26 protein-coding genes are annotated in these 20,161 nt (G+C 68.8%); 15 read left to right on the top strand and 11 right to left on the bottom strand.

Annotated elements, in window-relative coordinates; genetic code table 11:
- Window positions 1-46: 46 nt before the first annotated feature.
- From DR_RS12610 to DR_RS12595, 4 genes are read left to right on the top strand one after another with little or no spacing between them, the layout of a single operon-like run.
- A complete protein-coding gene (locus DR_RS12610) occupies window positions 47-253 on the top strand; it encodes a CopZ family metallochaperone (RefSeq protein WP_010889077.1) in 207 nt (68 codons plus the stop codon).
- Window positions 250-813, top strand: a complete 564-nt coding sequence (locus DR_RS12605) for a DUF305 domain-containing protein (RefSeq protein WP_010889076.1) — start codon at window positions 250-252, stop codon at window positions 811-813. The genes DR_RS12610 and DR_RS12605 overlap by 4 nt, the downstream gene beginning before the upstream one ends.
- Window positions 810-1,367 (top strand): hypothetical protein, encoded by a 558-nt coding sequence (locus DR_RS12600; protein WP_010889075.1) that lies wholly within the window; start codon window positions 810-812, stop codon window positions 1,365-1,367. The genes DR_RS12605 and DR_RS12600 overlap by 4 nt, the downstream gene beginning before the upstream one ends.
- Complete coding sequence (locus DR_RS12595) at window positions 1,364-1,672, top strand: metal-sensitive transcriptional regulator (protein WP_010889074.1); 309 nt, start codon at window positions 1,364-1,366, stop codon at window positions 1,670-1,672. Before DR_RS12600 ends, DR_RS12595 begins: the two co-directional genes overlap by 4 nt.
- Window positions 1,673-1,731: 59 nt before the next feature.
- Here DR_RS12595 and DR_RS12590 read toward each other — a convergent pair whose 3' ends face one another.
- Complete coding sequence (locus DR_RS12590) at window positions 1,732-2,574, bottom strand: MerR family transcriptional regulator (protein WP_010889073.1); 843 nt, start codon at window positions 2,572-2,574, stop codon at window positions 1,732-1,734.
- Between the two features lie 162 nt (window positions 2,575-2,736).
- Here DR_RS12590 and DR_RS12585 point away from each other — a divergent pair, with 162 nt between their 5' ends.
- Window positions 2,737-3,561: an isoprenyl transferase gene (locus tag DR_RS12585; protein WP_027480324.1), complete on the top strand. Its 825-nt coding sequence runs from the start codon at window positions 2,737-2,739 to the stop codon at window positions 3,559-3,561.
- 68 nt (window positions 3,562-3,629) lie between these two features.
- On the opposite strand, the gene DR_RS12580 is transcribed toward DR_RS12585, so the two are convergent.
- Both DR_RS12580 and DR_RS12575 read right to left on the bottom strand, forming a co-directional pair.
- Window positions 3,630-4,217 carry a hypothetical protein gene (locus DR_RS12580; protein WP_010889071.1) on the bottom strand — a complete coding sequence of 196 codons (588 nt, stop codon included), beginning with the start codon at window positions 4,215-4,217 and terminating at the stop codon, window positions 3,630-3,632.
- A 2-nt stretch (window positions 4,218-4,219) separates the two neighbouring features.
- The gene (locus tag DR_RS12575) at window positions 4,220-4,591 is read right to left on the bottom strand and encodes a hypothetical protein (protein ID WP_010889070.1); all 372 of its coding nucleotides are present in this window, start codon (window positions 4,589-4,591) and stop codon (window positions 4,220-4,222) included.
- A 121-nt stretch (window positions 4,592-4,712) separates the two neighbouring features.
- On the opposite strand from DR_RS12575, the gene DR_RS12570 reads away from it, so the two are divergent.
- Both DR_RS12570 and DR_RS12565 read left to right on the top strand, forming a co-directional pair.
- Window positions 4,713-6,524 carry an HRDC domain-containing protein gene (locus tag DR_RS12570; RefSeq protein WP_010889069.1) on the top strand — a complete coding sequence of 604 codons (1,812 nt, stop codon included), beginning with the start codon at window positions 4,713-4,715 and terminating at the stop codon, window positions 6,522-6,524.
- A 104-nt stretch (window positions 6,525-6,628) separates the two neighbouring features.
- On the top strand, window positions 6,629-7,189 hold the full coding sequence (locus DR_RS12565; RefSeq protein WP_010889068.1) for a GNAT family N-acetyltransferase: 561 nt from the start codon (window positions 6,629-6,631) through the stop codon (window positions 7,187-7,189).
- An 8-nt stretch (window positions 7,190-7,197) separates the two neighbouring features.
- Here the strand turns inward: DR_RS12565 and argB are convergent, their stop codons facing one another.
- Complete coding sequence (gene argB, locus DR_RS12560; protein WP_010889067.1) at window positions 7,198-7,947, bottom strand: acetylglutamate kinase; 750 nt, start codon at window positions 7,945-7,947, stop codon at window positions 7,198-7,200.
- A gap of 52 nt (window positions 7,948-7,999) precedes the next feature.
- Entirely contained in the window at window positions 8,000-8,512 is a 513-nt protein-coding gene (locus DR_RS12555; RefSeq protein ID WP_010889066.1) for a GNAT family N-acetyltransferase, read from the bottom strand.
- A gap of 226 nt (window positions 8,513-8,738) precedes the next feature.
- On the opposite strand from DR_RS12555, the gene DR_RS12550 reads away from it, so the two are divergent.
- From DR_RS12550 to DR_RS12530, 5 genes are all read left to right on the top strand, one after another.
- On the top strand, window positions 8,739-9,758 hold the full coding sequence (locus tag DR_RS12550) for a tRNA dihydrouridine synthase (protein ID WP_227085963.1): 1,020 nt from the start codon (window positions 8,739-8,741) through the stop codon (window positions 9,756-9,758).
- A gap of 108 nt (window positions 9,759-9,866) precedes the next feature.
- On the top strand, window positions 9,867-10,439 hold the full coding sequence (locus tag DR_RS12545; RefSeq protein WP_034351055.1) for a DinB family protein: 573 nt from the start codon (window positions 9,867-9,869) through the stop codon (window positions 10,437-10,439).
- Window positions 10,440-10,522: 83 nt separating this feature from the next.
- The gene (locus DR_RS12540; RefSeq protein ID WP_027480326.1) at window positions 10,523-10,702 is read left to right on the top strand and encodes a hypothetical protein; all 180 of its coding nucleotides are present in this window, start codon (window positions 10,523-10,525) and stop codon (window positions 10,700-10,702) included.
- On the top strand, window positions 10,699-11,478 hold the full coding sequence (locus DR_RS12535; protein WP_010889063.1) for an endonuclease III domain-containing protein: 780 nt from the start codon (window positions 10,699-10,701) through the stop codon (window positions 11,476-11,478). The genes DR_RS12540 and DR_RS12535 overlap by 4 nt, the downstream gene beginning before the upstream one ends.
- A gap of 54 nt (window positions 11,479-11,532) precedes the next feature.
- Entirely contained in the window at window positions 11,533-12,360 is an 828-nt protein-coding gene (locus tag DR_RS12530) for a DMT family transporter (RefSeq protein ID WP_034351059.1), read from the top strand.
- An 18-nt stretch (window positions 12,361-12,378) separates the two neighbouring features.
- Here the strand turns inward: DR_RS12530 and DR_RS12525 are convergent, their stop codons facing one another.
- The 3 genes from DR_RS12525 to def all read right to left on the bottom strand — a co-directional run bounded on the left by DR_RS12525 (window position 12,379) and on the right by def (window position 14,665).
- Window positions 12,379-12,822 carry a hypothetical protein gene (locus tag DR_RS12525; protein WP_010889061.1) on the bottom strand — a complete coding sequence of 148 codons (444 nt, stop codon included), beginning with the start codon at window positions 12,820-12,822 and terminating at the stop codon, window positions 12,379-12,381.
- Window positions 12,823-13,013: 191 nt separating this feature from the next.
- Window positions 13,014-13,970 carry a methionyl-tRNA formyltransferase gene (gene fmt, locus DR_RS12520; protein WP_010889060.1) on the bottom strand — a complete coding sequence of 319 codons (957 nt, stop codon included), beginning with the start codon at window positions 13,968-13,970 and terminating at the stop codon, window positions 13,014-13,016.
- A complete protein-coding gene (gene def, locus DR_RS12515; RefSeq protein ID WP_010889059.1) occupies window positions 13,967-14,665 on the bottom strand; it encodes a peptide deformylase in 699 nt (232 codons plus the stop codon). The genes fmt and def overlap by 4 nt, the downstream gene beginning before the upstream one ends.
- 101 nt (window positions 14,666-14,766) lie before the next feature.
- Between def and DR_RS12510 the strand changes: the two genes are divergently transcribed.
- Entirely contained in the window at window positions 14,767-15,636 is an 870-nt protein-coding gene (locus DR_RS12510) for a carbon-nitrogen hydrolase family protein (RefSeq protein WP_034351062.1), read from the top strand.
- The gene (locus DR_RS12505) at window positions 15,633-16,154 is read left to right on the top strand and encodes a GNAT family N-acetyltransferase (protein ID WP_010889057.1); all 522 of its coding nucleotides are present in this window, start codon (window positions 15,633-15,635) and stop codon (window positions 16,152-16,154) included. The genes DR_RS12510 and DR_RS12505 overlap by 4 nt, the downstream gene beginning before the upstream one ends.
- Here the strand turns inward: DR_RS12505 and DR_RS12500 are convergent.
- From DR_RS12500 to DR_RS12490, 3 genes are all read right to left on the bottom strand, one after another.
- Window positions 16,045-17,292, bottom strand: a complete 1,248-nt coding sequence (locus DR_RS12500) for an LptF/LptG family permease (RefSeq protein WP_164927994.1) — start codon at window positions 17,290-17,292, stop codon at window positions 16,045-16,047. The two genes, DR_RS12505 and DR_RS12500, sit on opposite strands and share 110 nt — an antisense overlap.
- The gene (locus DR_RS12495) at window positions 17,289-18,293 is read right to left on the bottom strand and encodes an LptF/LptG family permease (RefSeq protein WP_051618920.1); all 1,005 of its coding nucleotides are present in this window, start codon (window positions 18,291-18,293) and stop codon (window positions 17,289-17,291) included. Before DR_RS12495 ends, DR_RS12500 begins: the two co-directional genes overlap by 4 nt.
- A 93-nt stretch (window positions 18,294-18,386) precedes the next feature.
- On the bottom strand, window positions 18,387-18,671 hold the full coding sequence (locus DR_RS12490; RefSeq protein ID WP_027480329.1) for a hypothetical protein: 285 nt from the start codon (window positions 18,669-18,671) through the stop codon (window positions 18,387-18,389).
- 422 nt (window positions 18,672-19,093) lie between these two features.
- Between DR_RS12490 and DR_RS12485 the strand changes: the two genes are divergently transcribed.
- On the top strand, window positions 19,094-20,131 hold the full coding sequence (locus DR_RS12485) for a bifunctional nicotinamide-nucleotide adenylyltransferase/Nudix hydroxylase (protein WP_010889053.1): 1,038 nt from the start codon (window positions 19,094-19,096) through the stop codon (window positions 20,129-20,131).
- Window positions 20,132-20,161 lie beyond the last annotated feature (30 nt).

Raw genomic sequence — 20,161 nt, 5'->3', positions numbered from 1 at the left:
TCTCTGCTCCCTTGACATCCCCCCCCGCTGGGTCTACCCTTTTTCCATGCAAACCGAACTGAACGTGACGGGTATGAGCTGCGGGCACTGCGTGAAGGCTGTGGAAGGCGCCCTGAAGGCCGTGCCGGGGGTGGAGGGCGTACAGGTGTCGCTGGAAGGCGGCAAGGCCACCGTGCAGGGCGACGCCGACGCGCAGGCGCTGATTGCCGCCGTGAAGGAAGAGGGCTACGGCGCCGAGGTGGCCGGGCAGTGAAACGAGCGCTGGCCGCCCTGGTATTGCTCGGCGCGGTGGCGCAGGCGCAGACGGGGCACGCCGGGCACAGCGTGGGCAGCGTCAGCACCGGCGTGTCCATGCCTGCCATGAGCAAGCAGATGGTGTCTGCGCTGGGGCCGCTCAGGGGCCGCGCCTTCGACATCAAGTTCGCGCAACTCATGATGGACCACCACCAGATGGCGCTCGACATGGCGGGGCAAGAGCTGAGCAGCGGCAAAAACGCCCAGGTCAGGGCCGCCGCGAAAAAAGTTGTCGCCGCGCAGCAACAAGAAATCGCGCTGATGACCGGCTGGCTGCGCAAGTGGACCGGCAAGGTGTACGTGCCCCAGACCCTGCCGATGGTCCTGACCGGCACCGTCAACACCGACCGCTGGTTCCTGACCGAAATGCTGCCCCACCACCAGGGCGCGGTGGACATGAGCAAACTCGCCGCTGGCCGCAGCGGAAGCAGCGAGGTCAAGAAACTGGCGCTGAGCATCATCAGGTCGCAGACGGCGGAGATGAACACGTACCGTCAGCTGCTCAAGACGGTGAAGTGAGCGCCCTGAAAGGCTGGCGGCGGCTGACCCTCGCCCCTGTGCTGGCGGCCACGACATTGACCGGCACCGGGTCGGCTGGCGGCAGCGCCGAGCCTCTCCCGCCTGAGTTGCGCGCCTTGCTCAGCCTGCGCGGCACCGCGTTTGACCTCGCCTGGCTTGACCAGATGCGCACGCAGCAAGACGTGCTCGCCGGTCTGGACGAATTCGAGGGCCGCTATGGACACAGCCCGCGCCTGAAACGCTGGGCCGCCGCCGACCAGCGAGCGCGCCGGGCCAGCAGCGAACGCCTGCGCCGGCTCAAGGACCGATTACAACCGCCGAACGCTGTGTCCAGCACCGATGTCATCGTGTCCATTCTCAACGGCACCGAGCAGGATTTCCTGGCGCGCTTCGACGCCTTTTTCCTCACGGAGTACCCCCAACAGTCCGCCCGCCTCCGTGCCCTCGCCCGCCTGGGCCAGCGCCGCAGTCAGACGGCAGCGCTCAGGCGAGAAGCCGCAGCCGTGCTGGCGAACGAAACGGCGCGCATGAACGAATTCGGGAGGCTGAAATGACCGACCACGACCACTGCTCCACCACCCCCGACCACCTCTGCATGCCCACAGACGCCCGCAAACGCGCCCGCCACCGCCTGAGCATCGCGCGCGGGCACCTGGAAAGCATCGTCAAGATGCTGGACGACAAGGACGTGTACTGCGTGGACGTGCTGCGCCAGATTCGCGCCGTGCAGGGCGCTCTCTCCGGCGCGTCGGACGTGGTGCTGCGCGGGCATCTGGAAGCGCATGTGGCGACCGCCGCCGAGCGGGGCGACGCCGCCGAGATGGTGGACGAGCTGATGGAAGCGCTGAAATACCGCTGACGATGGATACAAAAAGCACGGCCAGCACGGAGGAGTCCGGCTGGCCTGCTTGGTTTGGGTCAGCGCGGCGTGTAGGGCCAGGCCACCTCGCCCGCCGCGTCGTCTTCGTTCAGGCGGTCCCAGTCGTGCGGGTAGACCTCCCGGCAGTGCAGCGGGCCGCTCTGACCGTGCGCCCTGGCAAAGCTTTCGGCAGCGTCGTAGGCGCTCAGAATGGTGGGGAACGCAAATTCGGCTTTGGTGAGCGTGACAAACGCTTCGTGGTGCGCCGGTTCCTCACGCAGGATAAGGCCGCTCACAGGCTGCAAGGCTCCGGCGTAGGGCTGGCAGAGCTCAATCGGGCCATCGCTGTCGGCATTCACCTCGCCGTGGTAGATGACGAAGGGGGCGGCGGTGGGGCGTGCTCCCTGCGCGGCAAGCTGCTGCTGAAGCTCGCTGAGGCCAGCGCCGATGGCAGCGGGAAGTTCAGCCACGCCGACGCGGCGGGTGAGGGTGGCGACCGGCTGGGCGGGGACGGAACGGGTCTGAACGACGTGGTTCGGCATCGTGGTTTCTCCTTGAAGCTGGCAGAGGATGAGGCGGGCGAGCTCTGCGCGGCGGGTATGTTCGGCCCGTTGCTGCGCCCAGAGCGAGCGCAAAAGCTCTGGTCGGTGGGCGGGCAGGGCGTCCAGCACCCGGCGAATGTCGGCGAGAGGCAGCCCCAGTCCACGCAGGCGGGCAATTAGGCGAGCGTCGGGCAGTTGCGCGGGAGAGTACAGGCGGTAGCCGTTGCCTTCATCCACTCGTGCAGGCGGCAGCAGCTCAAGTTCGTCGTACAGCCGCAGGGCTTTGACGCTCAGGCGTGAGGCGCTGGCAAAAGCGCTGATGGTGAGGTGGGCCGTGTGAGGGGGATCAGGGTCAGTCATGGGCGGTCATCCTCCGGAGGTGCCCCCAGCCTGAGGGCGGCCCCAGGGGACGAGTCAAGCCGTGAACGGGTCAGGACAGGGGGGAGCGTGAAGGGAGCGCCCCCTTTCTCCACCTTTTGTCCGACGCTCTTTTGCTGGCCCCGCGCTACACTCCCTGACGTTATGGCGTCCCTGAACTCCGCCCTCCGCACCGCCCAGCACGTCCGCACGGCGACCCGGGGGGCACTCCTGTGGGGCTACGAGCAGAAACTGGCCCGCGAGGTCAAGGCGAACGGCAAATTGCCCCGGCACCTGGGGCTGATTCTGGACGGCAACCGCCGCTTTGCCCGCGCCGCCGGTTTGCAGCGCGAAATGGGCCACTCGTTCGGGGCCGACAAGGCGCACGAGGTCTTGCAGTGGTGCCTGGAACTCGGCATTCCCTCGGCGACCATCTGGGTGCTGAGCACCGACAACGGCAGCCGCGAGCCCGCAGAACTCGCCCACATCCTGAGCCTGCTGGAGCGCGAAGCCCGGCAACTGGCGGTGGACCCGCGCATACACGCCAATCGGGTGCGGGTGCGCGCCATCGGGCAGCACGACAACTTTCCCCCGCAGGTGCTCGCCGCGCTGAACAATCTGGAAGAAAGCACCGCCGGGTACGAGGGGATGCGCCTGAACATCGCCGTGGGCTACGGCGGGCGCGAGGAAATTGTGGACGCCGTGCAAAGTTACCTGCGGACGCAGGCCGCGCAGGGGGCCACACTGGAACAGGCCGCCGAGAACCTGACCCCCGACGCCATCGGCGCGCACCTCTACGCCGCCGACCAGCCCGACCCCGACTTCATCATCCGCACCAGCGGCGAAATCCGGCTCTCGGGCTTCATGCTGTGGCAAAGCGTCTACTCCGAGTACTACTTCTGCGACGTGTACTGGCCGGGCTTTCGCCGGGTGGACTTCCTGCGGGCGCTGCGCGACTTTCAGGGCCGGGACAGGCGCTTCGGGAAATAAAGAGAAAAGGGGAGAGGGTAAAGAGCAGAGGGCGGTGACCCTTCACTCTTCACCCTCTGCCCTTCGCGTTACTTCTGCTTGAGCGTTATTTCCTGCTGCATGTTCATGACGAAGCTGACCACTTGGTCGTCCACCGTCAGGGTCAGGCGGATGGGCATGGTCATGCTGGTGACCTGGCTCGCGGGCAGGCCGTCGCGGCGGTAGAGCTGCGAGGTCTTGCCGGTCACGTTGTTCACTTCCATCTCGAACGCGCCATCAGACCCGGGCTGACCGAGCGACACTTGCCAGGAGCCCACCTGGGATGTGGTGGTGGTCAGGGCGTACAGGCCCTGAGGGTTCAGGCCGTTGTAGGTGGTGGTGTCTTGCAGCTTCAGCGGCGAACTTTTCAGGTTGAGCTGCTCGGCGCCGGGCAGGCTGCTCAGGAGTCCGCCCATGTACTTCTGGAAGTCCGCAGTCTGGACCTTGGTCGAGCTGTGGCCCGGCGTCAGCGGGATGCCGTAGAGCCAGCCGGCAGACTCGCTGTTGCCAGTCAGCGCATTGAACTGCTCAGGGGTGAATTTGCTCAGGACAGCGCGCACCTGCGGGTCGGAGCTGTCGGCCTTAACCGCTGTGATCTTCACCTGACCTTGCGGCGTGATGCGCGTGGTCACGGTCATGGTCAGGGGGCCCGCTGCGGCACGCTCTGGGTCGTGGTGGAGACCAGTGTGACGTTGCCCGCCGCGTCGCGGCCCGTGACCCGGTAGGTCGCCTGGCCCGTAGAGGTCTGGGTCATGTTCTGCATGCTCTGGCTGAACCCCTGCCGGATCTCATCGCGCGTCTGGTCGAGCGTTTCCTGGTTCATCTCGGCGCCGGGGCGGGCGGTCACGGTCACGTCACCGAGTTGCACGCGGACTTTGGTGGTGGTCTGGTAGGAGACGGCAGTGCCCACCGGGGCCGTCAATTGCAGCGTCTTGGCGGGGGGTTGCCCGGCGCCTCCCGCAGCAGCGAATGGGGACGAAAGCAGCAGGGCGGACAGCACTAGCTTTTTCATGCCTCACGTTACGGCGGCGGTCGGCCAAAGGTTCCTGCCCGGCCCCCACCAACTCCTTAGCTTTCGTCAGCTTAGCTTTCGTTAGCGCCCACGCAGGCCCAGCTGCGGCACAATAGGCGCCATGACCGACCTGCCATCTCTGCGGCCCGACGCCCGCCTGGTTCAGCTTCACGCGGAGCGCGGCGACCCGCACGGGCGCCTGGCGGCGGCCCTGGCCGCCCTGGAAGACACCGACTGGGGCCTGCTGCTCGCGGGCGAAGCGGCGCTGGCCCGGCAACTCGCCGCGCTGCTCGGGCCCGGCACGCTGCGGGTCGACGGGCGACTGGACGTGGGCCGCGCCGCACTCGCCGAGGCGGGACTGGCCGTAGCCGACTTGCACGGCGACCTTGCCGGAGCGCGGGCCGTGTGGCTGCTGGAGCCTGACCGCGCCGCCGTGGAGCGTGCCCGCCGCGCTGGCGTGCGCGTCATCGTGGACGCCACCCTCGCGCCGGGCGGCGGTTGGCCCCGGCAGGGTGCGGACTACGTGGTCTACCGCAACGCCGTGACGCTGACCGGACACGCCGACGCGCCCCTCGCCGCCCTCTTCGGCTCTGGCACGGCGCCCACGCCCGCTGCGCCGCCCCCCAGCGACCTCGCGGTGGCGCTCGCCCTGCGCGACGTGGCGACCCTGCCCCTGCGCCTCGCCCGCTTTGCCCGCACGGCGACGCAGCTCACCGACCGCCTCGGCGCCTCGGTGCGGCAGGCCGGTCCCACCGCGCTGCTGCTGGCGCCCGACTCGGCGGCGGACACCCCCGCCCAGCTCGGCGGCGTCCTCGCGGCGGCGCGGCACGTGCCTGACGGCCTGCTGCTCACGCCCGGCCTCGAAGACCCCGAGCAGGTGCTGGGGCTGCTGCGCGACCAACCGGAAGCGCGGCGTCAGGACCAGCGTGCTTCGGGTCAGGGCGAAGCGAGTCAGCGTGAGCAGGGCCAACGTGATGAGAGGCAGCGCAACGAGGACCGCCCGCGTGACAACGCCGAAGGCCGCGCCCCCGCCGACCGTGAAGACCGTCCCGAGCGCCGCTCCGAACAGCGGGTTTCCCGCCCTGAGCGCTCCCGCGAAGACCGCCCGCGTGAAGACCGTTTCCGTGATGATCGGCGCCGCGAGGGCCGCCGCGACCGCTTCCGCCCGTCGCCGGGGCCGGACCGTCCCACGCGGACGGGTGAGCGCCGTGACGATGCCCCGGCTCGCCCCGCCGAACTCGAACGCTTTACCTTTGAGGCTCCGCAGCAAGCCCCGGCGCCGTCTGAGGACCTGCCCTGGGAACCCGAAATCGTGTTCAGCGACCACGCCCCGCAAAACGTGCCGCTGACCCACACCGTCAGCAGTGGCCCCGACGCGCCGCCTCTGCCGCTGACGCCGCCGCTCGCCGACACCCTCTCCGAGGCCGACGCGGGGGACGCCGCCGCCCAGGTGACGCCCGCCGAACTGTTCGTGGCCGAGCACGCCGCGCCTGTCTCCTCTGAAGCCCAGACCTTTGAGCCCCAGGTCGAGGCACCCGAACCTGAAGCCGCCGAGCCGCAGGACGCCTCCGCTGCCGAAGAAGCCCCCACCGCCGAAGAAGGCGGGGCGAGCGCCGCGCAGACCCCTGCCGAGCCGCTGGCGCCCGACCTGCCGAGTGCGCCCCCGGCGCCCACCGCCGACGCTGCGCAGGATGGACCCGCCGCCGACCTCACCGACGAGCAGGCCGCCATTTACGCCCGGCTGCGCGAGTGGCGCAACGCCGAGGCCAAGCGGCAGGAAATCAGCCGCTTCATCGTGGCAAGCAACGCGGCGCTCGCCGAAATCGCCCGCCGGGTGCCCTACACCCTCGAAGACCTCGCCGCCGTGCGCGGGATGGGTCCGGCGCGCCTCGGCAAGTACGGCGAGAAGATTCTGGAAGTCGTGCGCGGCTGAGCACTATTCCGTAGGGGGAGGGGACCAAACGCTGGTTCTCTCTCCTTTTTTATGAGCCAGTCGGCTTATTTCGCTTCCTGGCCGCGTCGCGCCACAATGGCCGCATGACCGCGCCCGCCGACCTGCCCACCGAATTCCGCACCCCGCGCCTGCTGCTGCGCGCGCCCCGCCCGGAGGACGCCACCGCGCAGGTCCGCGCCATTGCCGAGTCGCACGCCGAGTTGCGGCGCTGGATGGCGTGGGCGCAGGAGGTGCAGACGTTGGAGCAGGCCACCGAGAACCTGACCCGGGCGCAGGAGGCGTACCGCACGGGCGAAAACCTGCGCCTGATGGTCTGGAGCGCCGATGGCCGCGAACTCATCGGCAGCAGCGGCTACCACGCGCTCGACTGGCGGGTACCGAAGGCCGAAATCGGTTACTGGATTGCCACGCCGCACACCGGGCAGGGTTACGCGCAGGAGGTGACCGAATTTCTCACTGACTACGGCCTGAACACGCTGGGCTTTCGCCGCCTGGAAATTCACTGTGACGCCAGCAACGAGCGCAGCGCCCGCATTCCCCGCGCCCTGGGCTATACGCAAGACGCGCTACTGAAAAATGCCGAGGTCTCGGTCGCTGACCCCACCCAACTGCGCGACACGCTCATTTTCAGCCGGGTGCAGTAAGACTTGTCTCAGGGCACGATGCGCGTTCCGGCCTCCCCCCGCGCCGCCTGCGCGAGTACGCCCGCCGTCATCCCGCTGGCGATGATGGCGAAGGGGGCGCCCCGCCCCAGTGCGTCGAGCGCCGCCCGCACTTTGGGAATCATGCCCCCGGCAATCCAGCCCGCCGCAAGGCCGTCTTCCACCTCGGCGCGGGTGAGCTGCGCGGCGCGGCTGTCCGGGTCGGGGTAGGCGCGGTACACGCCGTCCACGTCGGTCAGGAAGACGGCCCCCTCGCCCAGCGCCCCGGCCACTGCGCCGGCCACCGTGTCAGCGTTGACATTGAGCGCCTCACCGTCCTCGCCCACCGCCACGCAGCCCACCACCGGGGTGAGCCCCGCGCCGAGCAGCGTCCGCAGCAGCCCGGCATTCACGCCGGTCACGCGGCCCACCCGCCCGAGCTGGGGGTCGAGCACTTCAGCACGCAGCAACTCGTCGTCGCGGCCCATCAGCCCCACCGCCTGCCCAATGTCCTGCGAAAGCTGCTTATTAAGCTGGCACAGCGCCATTTCCACCACGTCCATCGCCTCGGGCGTGGTCACGCGCAGGCCGCCGATAAATTCGCTCGCTACGCCCCGCGCCGCGAGTTCGCGTTCGATGACCGGCCCGCCGCCGTGCACGACCACGAGCGGCATTGCGCCGCGCAGCGTCCCGAGTTCACGGGCCACGGCGCGGCGCAGGTCGAGGCTTTTCATGGCATTGCCGCCGTACTTGACGATCATGCCCGGAGTGTAGGCGATGGTGGCCTACGCTGTCGGCGTCAGCAGCGTCCCGTCAGCAGCGCCCTGTGAGGAGCGTTTGGCGAGGTGCGGGCGAGCCGGGCAGCTCCTTGGCGTACCACGTCATCACCGGGCGGGCGTCGAGCTCGAAGTGGTAGCCCAGGCGTTCCCAGAACTGCACGCCGCGTACGTTGTCGCCGAGCACGCTGGCGAGCACCCGGCGGCTGCGCAGGGCGTGCCGGGCTTCGAGCTGCCGCACCACCTCGGCGCCCCAGCCCTGGCTCTGGCGCCCCTCCTTGATCAGCAGCAGGTTGATGGTGAGGTCGCCGGGACTGGGGTACTCGGTCTTGTAGTCCACGCTGCCGAGCAGTTCGCCCTGGTCGTCGTGCAGCAGTTCGAGTTGCCGGTGCGGGTCCTCGGCGGCGGTGAGCAGGTCGTGCTGCACCTCACCGAGGGTGGGCACCTCGCCCCCGAGCAGGTCGAAATAACCGGGCGTGTCCTGGTACAGCTGGTGCAGGATCGGAGCGTGATGCGGCAAAGCGGGGGTAAAACTCAGACGGCGCTTCAAGCTGGGTCCTCCGAAAACGATCGAGATGGGTCAAACAGGCTCCCTGGGCAAGAAACCGGGCTCCAGCCCCAGGGGAACAGCGCGGGAGAGTTCGCAAATAACAAATTCTGCGCTGAACAATCCGAAGATAGCGCACCGCCCTCGCCCCTGCGACCGGCTTGTCAGCCGCGCCGTTTCAGGCTCCCTTCATCCGGCCCGCAGCGCTCAGGCGCTATTCTTAACCGTTATGACTGCCTACGCCGCTTCGTCCTCCGCTGCTCCGGCTACCGGCGGGTTCTACGCTGAGCGTCTAAGCCGCCCCGGTGCGGTGCTGGCCCCGATGGCCGGCTACAGCGACGCGCCGATGCGCCAGCTCGCCGCCGAGCAGGGGGCGCTGTGGACGGTGAGCGAAATGATCAGCGCCCGTGGGCTGGTGCTGGGCAGCGAGCAGGAGTCGCTCAGTCTGGGCCGCCCCTACCCCGGCGAGCAGGGCCGGGCGGTGCAGCTCTTCGGCGCCGACCCCGACGTGCTTGCCGACGCGGTGGGCAAGGCCGAAGCGTGGTTTGCGCCCGCCGCTATCGACCTCAACCTCGGCTGCCCGGTGCCCAAGGTGCGCGGCAAGGGCGGGGCGTGCCTCTTGCAGACCCCCGAAGTCGCCTACGAACTCGTGCGGGCGATGCGGCAGGCCACCGGGCTCGACGTGAGCGCCAAAATTCGCCTCGGCTGGGACGAGAACCGCAGCGTGGAAATCGCGCAGGGACTCGAAGCGGCGGGCGCCGCCGTCGTGACGGTGCATGGCCGCACCAGTGCCCAGCGTTACACCGGCAACGCCGACTGGGACGCGATTGGGCGGGTGGCGCAGGCCGTGCGGATTCCGGTGATCGGCAGCGGCGACGTGCTGAGCCCGGTGCAGGCCCGCGAGCGGATGCAGCAGAGCGGAGTGGCCGCCGTGATGATCGGACGCGGCGCCGTCGGCAACCCCTGGATGTTCCGGGCCATCGCCAGCGGCGAGGAGACGCTGCCCCCCGCCCAGGAACGCGCCCGCACCGCGCTGCGGCACGCGGAGTTGCAGCACGACTTCTACACCACGCCGCACCGCCGTGACCCTTCGCGGCTGCACGTGGCGAGCATGCGCCCGCTGCGCAAGGTGCTGCCCAAGTACCTGCCCGACCAGCCCGACCTGCACCCGGCGCTGCATCAGGTGGAGACTCTGGACGACGTGCGGGCGGCACTCGTGCCCTTGCTGGCCGAATCGCTGCGCAGTTGAGCTAATAGGCGAGTCAGCCTCAGCGTAGACAGGTGGGGCGTTCCCTAATAGTGTCCGAGGAGAACATAAATTCCTGTGGGGGTCTCTGGGGGTATTCTCGGGACAGTCATGAACGCCCGCGAGTACTACCGCTACCTTGCCGCCGCCCGTGAGCAGTTGTGGCAATTTGTGCGGGCGCTTCCGGACGACGACCTCAACCGCGACCTCATCGAAAACGGCGAACGCTTTCACAACGTCAAAGACCTGCTGCTGCACGTCACCGATGTCGAGGAACATTGGATTCACCTCATCGCCCTGGGCCAGAGCGTGCGGCAACGGGGCGACTGGCAGTACGACTGGGTGGAGCCGCACGCCGAGCGATATGACCTCGGCTGGATTCTGTCCTACAGCCAGGCCGTGACCCAGGCGACCCAGGCGTTTCTCGACAGTGACCCGGATCTCGAACGCCCGGTCAAACTCGTGCAGGACGACCCGGCGAGCGTGACCGTGACCCTGGACCAGTTGCTGTGGCATGTGATGACCCACGAGGTCCGCCACACCGCACAGGCAGCGCTCCTGATCCGGCAGCTCGGGCACACGCCGCCCTGGCTCGACTACTTGCGCTTTGCCCGCCCCGCCGGGTCGTTGAACGACGTGGACAGCGCCGAAGACGGTCTGGGCCTGAGTGAAGACGGCGACTGAGCCGTTCTCTCTGGCCTGCAACCCCTAAGCCGCGTTTATCTAGTCCTTGTCTGCCGACTGCCGGAGGAGCGCACCCTGGGGCCATGAGCGACGACCAGAAGAAGGGCTACGACCCCGCCAACCAGTCCCCCGCCGAAGGGCAAAGCCACGCCATTCCAGCGCAGGACCGGGGCAAGGACCCGAACATTGACCCCGCCGCCAAGGACCAGCCGGCGGAAGGTGGACGCGAGGAAGCCGAAGACGGCGCCCAGCAGTCGTCGTGACCCTCTTCGGCGACGTGTCGGGAAAGGGGGCACCGCTCAATGCCGCCCGCCCCGCTGAGGAGCGGGCGGCACTGCTGGCCTGGGTCAAGGAGCGGCTGCACGAAGAGTACGGCGACCAGGACCCCACCCCCCGGCGCGACCCGATGCACGAGCTGATTTCGACCATCCTCTCGCAGCGCACCACCCACGCCGACGAGGAAGCCGCCTACCAGGAATTGCGGACGCTGGGCGACTGGGACGCGATTACCCTGGCGCCCACCGACGCCGTCGCCCACGCCATTCGCCGCAGCAATTACCCTGAGAGCAAGGCCCCGCGCATTCAAGAAACGCTGCGCCGCATCAAGGCCGCGCCGGGTGGCTATGACCTCGATTTTCTGCGCGACCTGCCCGTCAAAGACGCCCTGAAATGGCTGACCGACCTGCCGGGTGTGGGGGTCAAGACAGCTTCGCTGGTGCTGCTGTTCAACTACGCCCGCCCGGTGTTTCCGGTCGACACTCACGTTCACCGCGTGAGCACCCGCGTCGGAGTCATCCCACGCATGGGCGAGCAGGCGGCGCACCGGGCGCTGCTGGCCCTGCTGCCGCCCGACCCGCCGTATCTGTACGAGCTGCACATCAATTTTCTGTCTCACGGTCGGCAGGTCTGCACCTGGACGCGGCCCAAATGCGGCAAGTGCATCCTGCGCGAGCGCTGCGACGCCTACGCCCTTTACGGCGACAAGGTGCCGAGCTTCAGCGAGAAACCGGTCAAAGGCGAGAAACCGGCTAAAGGATAGCCGCGCCCGGTCCGCAGAGGCCTACACTGGCGGGGCAATGTTGGAGTGTGGGCAATGAATCCAGTGTTTAGTGGTCTGTTCTCGGCGCTCACCTACGGGGTGAGCGATTTTCTGGCTGGGCTGGCGAGCCGCCACGATTCGCCGCTGCGGGTGGTGGCCCTCTCGCACACCCTGAGTGCGGTGGCCCTGGTGCTGCTCGCCGTTGGGCTGGGGCAGCCCATGCCGGGGCAGACCGCCCTGCTGTGGGGCGCGGGGGCAGGACTCCTCGGCATGGGCGCGGTGGTCGCCTTTTACCGGGCGCTGGCGTTGGGGCCGATGGGCGCGGTGTCGGTGGGGGCCGGGGCGCTCTCGGCAGTGGTGCCGGTGGGTGCGGGGCTGCTGGCCGGCGAGTCGCTGGGCCGCCTCGGCAGCCTGGGGGCGCTGGGCGTGCTGCTGGGCACGGCGCTGCTCAGCTTTCGCCCCGGCGGCGCGGGCAAAGAGGGCAACAGCGGCGTGGGCCTCGGGCTGCTGGCGGGCCTGGGCTTTGGCATGTTCTTCCTGCTGCTCGGGCAGGCGCAGTCGCCGGGGGTGCTGTGGGTGCTCGCTGCGGCGCGGGCCACGAGCGCCCTGCTCAGCCTGATGATTGCGGCGAGCACCGTGGGACTGCGGCCCCGCGCACCTGCGTTGATTCTGGCGGCGTTTCCCGGCGACATGCTCGGCAGCCTCTTTTACCTGATTGCCGTGCAGGGCGGCGGGCTGGCGCTCGGGGCGCTGTTTTCCAGCCTCTACCCGGCCTTTACCACCCTGATGGCGGTGGCCGTCCTGCGCGAGCGGCTGCGGGCGGCGCAGTGGGTGGGCGTGGGCTTTGCGCTGGTGGGGGCGGTGCTGCTGTCTCAGCGTTGAGGTCACTCAGGCCGGCAATCAGCCCCGTTCGCGCTCGCGCAGCACCAGTTGAATCAGGCCGAGCAGCACCAGTTCGTCGTTTTCCGCCGGGCCGGGGCGCAGTTCTTCTATGACGAAGCGGCGCGAGAAGAAACTGCGCTTCTTGTGGACGCGGTAGGTGGGCTGCCCGCCCGGGTCGCTCACCGTGTAGGTGGGGTTGACGAAATAGTCGAAGCCCATCGCCACGAAGTCGCCGATGAGGGGTACGGCGTCAATCGCTCCCTCCACGACGCTCATCCAGGGCTGGTCGTTGCGAATGGTAAAACGCACGCTATCGTCCGGGCCGAGCAGTTCGTACCCGGCGGCCCACAGCGTCCGCATCCCTTGCGCCTGAAGCGCCCCGAGCACGGTGCCGTCGCTGCGGCGAATGAGGCGTTTGGCCCGCCAGTCCAGCGCCCCGGCCAGAAAGCCCTCGGCCTTCATGGCTGTGGGTCTGCTGCTGGCGCGAGGCGTCGGTGTAGACCTTCACCTCGTCGCGCACGCTGAAGGTCTTTTCGCGCACGTAGGCGAGCTGCTGGCCCACAGCGTCGTGGACTTGCAGCTCGGTGAACAGGCTGAATTTGAATTCCAGCGTCAGGGGAAACTGAAAGGGAGGCACGTCCTCCGGTACGGGGTCAGCCTTGCGGCGGTTCCCAGAGGTCGAAGCGCGCTCCCTGTTCTACGTTCTGGCCCTGCGCCCACACCTGCGCCGGTTGGGCCTTCTTGGCCTCGGGCTGCACGGTGGCGATGCACACGGCGCCTTCGCCGCAAGCGACGGTCAGCCCACCCGCGCCCACCTGCAAGACCTTACCGGGCTGGCCCTTGCCCTGCCCCAGCGTCAGCCCAGCGAGTTTGAGCCGCTTGCCGCCAAAAAAGGCGGTGGTCTGCGGCCATGCGGCCACGCCCCGGAAACGGTCGAGCACCGCCTGAGCGGGGTCGGCCCAGCGCACGAATCCGTCTTCCTTGACGAGCAGCGGCGCGTGGGTGGCCTGCGCTTCGTCCTGGGGCTGCGGCGTGAGCGTCTCCAGCGTCCGGAGCGCCCGCACGATGAGCGCGGCGGCCTGCTCACTCAGCGCGGCGGACAGTTCCACGCTGGTCCACTCCGGGCGAATCGGCAATTCTTCTTGCAGCAGCACCGGCCCGGTGTCCATGCCCTCGTCGGTCTGCATGATGGTGGTGCCGGTGACCGTTTCGCCGCGAATCAGCGCCCACTGAATCGGCGCGGCGCCCCGGTAGCGCGGCAGCAGGCTGGTGTGGGTGTTGAGAAAGCCGAAGCGCGGAATCTCCAGCACGCCAGCGGGCAAAATCTTGCCGTAGGCGCAGGTGACGGCCACGTCGGCGCCCGAATCACGGAGCTGCGCGGCGAAGTCGGCATTGCCCCGCAGCTTGTGCGGCTGCGCGAGCGGCAACCCGAGTTCAGCGGCGCGGGCGGCCACCGGAGGCGGCGTCAGCTTCAGGCCCCGGCCCACCGGCTTGTCGGGCTGCGCGACGACGAGCACCACCTCGAACTCAGCACGAAGGGCTTCCAGCACCGGCAGCGCAAAGGCGGGCGAGGCGAAAAAGGCGACTTTCGGCCCCGCCGCGGCGCTCAAAGGTTCTCCTTCAGGTGCCGCTGCGCCTTGTCCCACTCCGAGAGCTGGGCGAGGAAATTCTTGGACGCCTGCTGAATTCGCAGCAAATCCTTGCGGTGGTCCTCGGTGATGTCGGCGGGCAGGTGGTCGAGAAACAGTTTGCCGTCGAGGTGGTCGGTCTCGTGCTGAAACACGCGGGCGAGGTAATCCTCGGCCTCGATGCTGCGCGGCTGACCGTCGAGGTCGGTGTAGTCCACCCGGACCTGCCGGGCGCGAGGCACGCCGTCTTCGTAGATGCCGGGAATGCTCAGGCAGCCTTCCTGGTAGGACTTGTCCTTTTTCTTGTTGATGACCTTGACCACCGGGTTGAGCATCACGTACTCGCGCAGCACCCGGGAGCGCAGCGGCGTTTCCTGGCCTTCGTTTTCTTCCTCGTCGTCGGCGTACTCGACCGCCACGAACATCCGGACCGGCAGCCCGATTTGCGGCGCGGCGAGGCCTACCCCACGTTCCTCGAACATGGTTTCGAGCATGGTGTCGGCCACCTCACGTACCGTCTGGGGCTCGAAGCCCGGCACGTGCAGGGTGTCCGCAGCGGTGAGGTTCCGAGCCTTGCGGCGCAGAATCGGGTCGCCGTACAGCCGCATGGGGTAGACGCGGGGCTTGCCGCCAAACGCGAGCGGCGCGGGAGCAGAAGAGGAGTCGGGCGCAGTCACAATGCCGTTATTTTACGGCGGCAATGGGCACGGGCGCCGTGTCCAAAGGGTGATTGTGAGCCTCCCGCAGGGGCGCCCGGCACTCACGTATGCTGAGCCGCATGTCTGTCTTGCGTGTGGCGGCTGCCGCCTACCCGGTCCGCTTTCTGTCGTCCTGGCAGGACTACGCGGCGGAGCTGGGCCGCTGGGTCGAGGAAGCCGCCCGGCAGCGGGCGCAGCTGCTGGTGTTTCCCGAGTACGCGCCGCTCGAACTCATCAGCCTGCTGCCTGCCGGGCTGCACCACGACCTCAGGGGGCTGCTTCCCGCCCTGCAACCGCTGTTGCCGGAGGTGCTGGCGCTGCACGAGCGGCTGGCGCGGGAACACGGCGTGACCCTCGTTGCCGGAAGCTTTCCGGTCGCGCACGGCGCCGGGTATGTCAACCGCGCCCACGTCTTCGGGCCGCAGGGACCGCTGGGCCATCAGGACAAGCTGCTGATGACCCGCTTTGAGGCCGAGGAGTGGGGCATAGACCCCGGCGCGGGCGTGCGGGTCTTTGGGGCGGGCGGCGTTCAGTTCGGCGTCGCCATCTGCTACGACTCGGAATTTCCGCATCTGGCGCGGGCCCAGGCCGAACTCGGGGCCGAGCTGCTGGTGGTGCCGAGCTTCACCGCCTCGCGGGCCGGGTTCACGCGGGTCCGGGTGGGCAGCATGGCCCGCGCCCTGGAAAACCAGTGCTATGCGCTGCACGCGCCGCTGCTCGCCGACGCGCCGTGGACTTCGGCCATCGAGGACGCGGTGGGGCGGGCCGGCCTCTACGCCCCTGCCGACGGCGACTTGCCCGAAGACGGCATGGTGGCGCAGGGCGAGTGGAACGCCCCCGGCTGGCTCATTCACGACCTCGATTTTGCCCGGACCCGCCGGGTGCGCGAGGCGGGTCACGTCCTGAACTGGCGTGACCGGGACACGGCGCAGCGGCGGGTGCAGCCGTGACCGGGCCGCAAGTGCCGCTCGTCCGGGTGTTGCAGCCCGCCGACGGGTCGCCGTACTTCGCGCTGCGGCTGGCGCTGCTGCGCTCCGACCCGCTCGCCTACGTCACCACCGCCGAGGAGTGGGCGGGTCGGCCCCTCGCGGACGTGGCCGGACGACTGCAACCGTCCGCCACGCACGTGACCTACGGGGTCAGCGTGGCGGGCGAGCTCGTCGGCATGCTCACCCTGCTGCGCGAGAGCCGGGCGGCCACCGCGCACCGGGCCGAAATCGTCGGGGTCGGCGTGTTGCCCGAGTTCCGGGGCCAGGGCTGCGGCGACGCGCTGCTGCGCTCTGCACTTGAGCAGGCCCGCCGCTGGGAGGGCGTCACCCAGGTCGAACTGTCGGTCACCGACACCCAGCACGCGGCGCTCAGGCTCTACCAGCGCTGGGGCTTCCAGACCTGGGGCGTGCAGCCGGGCGCGGTGCGGGGACCGGATGGTGAGGAGCGGGCGCTGCACCATCTGACGCTGAAGCTGTAATCCGTTTTCTTGCCAGCTTCAGCGCCGGTTCCGAGCGCCACAGCAGCGCCAGCCCCGCCACCACCGCGATCAGGTCGGGGGCATAGGCGGCGACCACCGGGGGCAGGCCGCCGTTTTCGCCCATGATGCGGAACACGCTCCAGGTGGCGTAGTAGGCGAAGGCGAGCAAAATCGCCCAGGTAAAGCCCAGGTTCAGACTGCCCCGGAACGAATACACCGCGAGGCTGACGGCAAAAAAGGCCAGCGCGAGGGCGGCGAGCGGCTCGGCGATCTTGCGGTGAAAGGCGGTGAACTCGGCGGGGGCGGGGACTTTCTGCTGCCGGAACGCCTCGGTGCGGTCCCACAGCTCACGCAGCGGCAGATTGACCAGCCCCGCCTGGGCGGTGGAGCTGCGCTCGTCCTTGGCGAAATTGGCCTGCACGTCCTGCACCGGCAAGCGCCCGTTCTCGAACGACAGCACAGTGACGGGGCGGGCATTTTGGTAGGTCACCCGCTGACCGCGCCGCAGCTCCAGCACGTTGCTGCCCGGCACCAGGGTGCCCGACTCGGCGGTAATGACTTCACGCGGGGCCTCGCCCGCCTGCATCGCCACAATCCGCAGGTCGCGCAGCTCGCCGCCGGGCCGCACTTCGCCCACGCTGATGGCGCGGTTCAGGGCGTCGGTGAGCACCAGTGTTTGCCCGCCTTCGCCCGCCTGTCCCAGCCCGGTCACGCGGGGGTTGTCGAACACGATCTGCTGCTGCACCCGCAGCGACTCGGAATAGGCTTTGGGCCGCAGCCCCTCGCCGATCAGAAACGACAGCACCGTGATGCCCAGCGCCAGCAGCAGCACCGGGCGCAGCAGCCGCGTGACGGGTACGCCCCCAGCAAGTGCCCCCTTGATTTCCGAATCCGCCGCCAGCCGCGAAAGCCCCAGCAGCGTGGCGAACATCAGCCCGATGGGCAGCGCCCGCGAGAGCGCTTCGGGCACGCTCAGCGCCAGCAGCCGCGCCACCAGCAACGGACTCGCGCCCTTGGCGAGCAGCGGCCCGATGACTTCCTCAAGCCCTGCCAGCAAAAACAGCAAAATGACGGCCGCCAGCGCTCCCACCAGCGGCGGCAGAATCTCGCTCAGCACGTAGCGCTCGAACAGTTTCATCGGTTCACCCGCCACGCCAGGCCCAGCCCCAGCAGCAAAAAGATCAGGCTCGGCACCCAGGCGGCCAGCGTAGGGTCCACCGCCCCGGCGCGCGCGAGCTGCGGCATGGTGATCCACAGCACGTAAAAGCCCGCGATAAACACGATGACGGCGGCGAGCGCAGCGGCCTGATTGCGAATCAGCAGCCCCAGCACGGCGGCAGCGAGCGCAAAGGCGATGGGCGTAAAGGGATCGGCGTAGCGCGAGGCGAGCTGGTAGGTGTACTCGCGCCGCTCCTGCTCGGTCAGGCTTTCCCCCGCGAGGGCAGTGCGGAGCGCGGCATTGCTGACCTTTTTGGCCTCGGCGGGCGGGGGGCGCAGCGTGTCGCCCTGCGGCAGCGTGACCGGGCCGGCCTGCTGCCGGGGGCGCTCGCCCGGCGCGGTCACCCAGGGGGCGTCGAGCGTCCAGCTCTGCGCGGCGGTGTTCCAGCTTCCCGAATTGGCGGTGTAGACCACGCCGCCGCGCTGCACCATGACCCCGGCGAGCGGCGCCGGCTGGCCCTGCGGCGCCTGCGTGACCCGGCCCGCGTAGTACAGGGCGCCGGGCGGGGCGTAGGTGTAGTTGTCACGGGTGGGGATTTTCTCGGGGACGTTGAAGATGCTGTACCACGTCTTGTCCCAGCGGTCGAGCCCCGCCGGAACCACCGTGCCCGCGTTCCAGAAGGCGAGTGCCCCGACCAGCGTAAACGGCAGCAGCAGCGGCCAGACAAGCGAGAGCGGCCTGATGCCGGCGGCGAAAGCGGCCTTGAGTTCCGAGTCGCGCTGAAGCCGCGAGAGCCCCAGCAAAATGGCGAACGGCACCGACAGCACCAGCGCTCTGTTGAAGATGGTGGGCAAAATCGCCAGAAAGGCGGTCGCGCTTTCCGAAGCGGTGGCCCGGTAGGCGATGGCCTTGCCCAGGGTGCTGCTCAGGGTGTCGGCAAACTGCAAGGCGAGCAGCAGGGCGAGGCCCGCTCCGTACATTTTCAGGACTTCTCGCAGGATAGAGCGCGGCAGGATGGACGGCGGCACGGCGGCGATTGTAGCGGGGGGGCAGATGAGGAAGGCGGAGACTGCTCAGGGCTTGGCGATCTCCACATTGAAGGTCTGCTCGGTGGTCGCCTGCACGCCCAGCGCGTCGGTCACGACCACCCGCATGGTGTGTTCGCCGTTGTTCTGCCGCGTGCAGTGCTTGCCGTAGGAGGTGTACTGGTCGGCGTCGTTCACGAAGGGCTGGCCGTCCACGAAGACCTCGGTGCGGGTCAGCCCCTTGCCCGAGTGGTCGCGGCTGGTGATGAAGAAGAACACCGAGCCGTCACGCAGCAGTCGCCGGGGGGTGGTGACCAGCCGCAGCTCGGGCACCTGCGCCTTGGGGGCCGCCGCAACTGGCGAGCAGGGTCACCAGGGCAAGGGCGCTGGTCAGCAGGTGGACACGGTGTTGAGTGGTGTTGGACATGGCAATCTCCCCGCCTGGCGCTGCCGCCCTCGCTTGATTCTCGGGCCCCCGGTCTGTCAGGCCACGCACCCGGATGGAGAGGACCACGGGGGTCCGCGCACCACTGGCTGGCGTGTGTGAAATGACTTTATGGAGCCCAGACTACACCGCTCGTAACTGATTTATTTATGAAACCCCTGTCATGTTCTGACAAGTGGCGGCCCCCCGAATGGGGGAGGGGCGTCAAAAGTGCCTCGCCGAGTGCTTTGGGCTCCTGGCAGCCCAGCCTCCATACTCCTCTCAAGGCGGCCTCATCTGTACTAGGTGTGGGGACCCCACCATGCAGCACATGACCGCACCGCACGACCCGGCCCTCGCCTCGCCTGCTCCCCCTATCCCAAGCCGAGCCTACGGCGTCTACATCGGACGTTTCGAGCCGCCGCATCAGGCGCACCTGCTGGTGATGCTCGAAGCGCTGGAGCGGGTGCAAACCCTCATCGTGGTCATCGGCTCGGCGCGTTCGGCCCGCACCACCAAAAATCCCTGGACGGCGCATGAACGCCAGGATGTGATTGAGGCGATGCTGGCGGAAGCGGGCGCCGACCCGCAGCGGCTGCGCTTCGTACACGTCCGCGACTTTCTGTACGACGAGGCGCACTGGCTCGCGGACGTGCGCGCGGGCGTGGAGGCGCACACCGGGGGCAGCCGCGACGTGGCGCTCGTGGGCCACATCAAGGACGAGAGCAGCTATTACCTCCGCTCTTTTCCTGACTGGGAGTTTCTGCCCACCCACGTCGTCAGCCCGCTCAACGCCACCGACGTGCGCCGCGCCTACTTTGAAGACCGCCTGAGCGACGTGCGCGGGATGGTGCCGCCCGCCGTGCATGCCTTTCTGGAGGGCTTTCAGCGCACCCCTGAGTACGCCGAGTTGCAGGCCGAGTTCCTGGCACTGCGCTCCGCCGTGGCCCCCGCGCCAGCCACCCGCCTGACGGTGGGCGCGGTGGTGAGCGGCGCGGGGCAGCTCCTCGCCGTGCGCCGCGCTGAGCGCCCAGGCCGGGGCCTGCTCACCCTGCCGGGCGACGAGCCGGGCCCGCAGGAAACGCTGCTCGCCTGCGCCATGCGGGCGGTGCGGCAGCAGACCGGGCTGGACACCGGGGCCGTGCTGGGCGCCGTGCGGGCGCAGGCCATCTTCGACGCGCCGGGCCGCAGCCAGCGCGGGCGCATCGTGGCGTATGTCTTTCACTTCGCGCTGGGGGAGGACGCGCTGACCGCTCAGCCTGCTGGGAACGCTGCCGCGTGGCTGCCGCTGTCCGAGGCGCTCGAGCATCCCGAGGGGTGGTTCGAGGACGAGGCGGAAATCGTCGCGCACTTTCTCGCCAAAGTCTGAGCGGCAGGGCCTGTCACGGAAAAGTGATAC

It is taken from the genome of Deinococcus radiodurans R1 = ATCC 13939 = DSM 20539 (genome assembly GCF_000008565.1).
GTDB lineage: Bacteria > Deinococcota > Deinococci > Deinococcales > Deinococcaceae > Deinococcus > Deinococcus radiodurans.
Note: the sequence above shows the minus strand (reverse complement) of the source record. Positions and strands in the feature narration are given on the sequence as shown.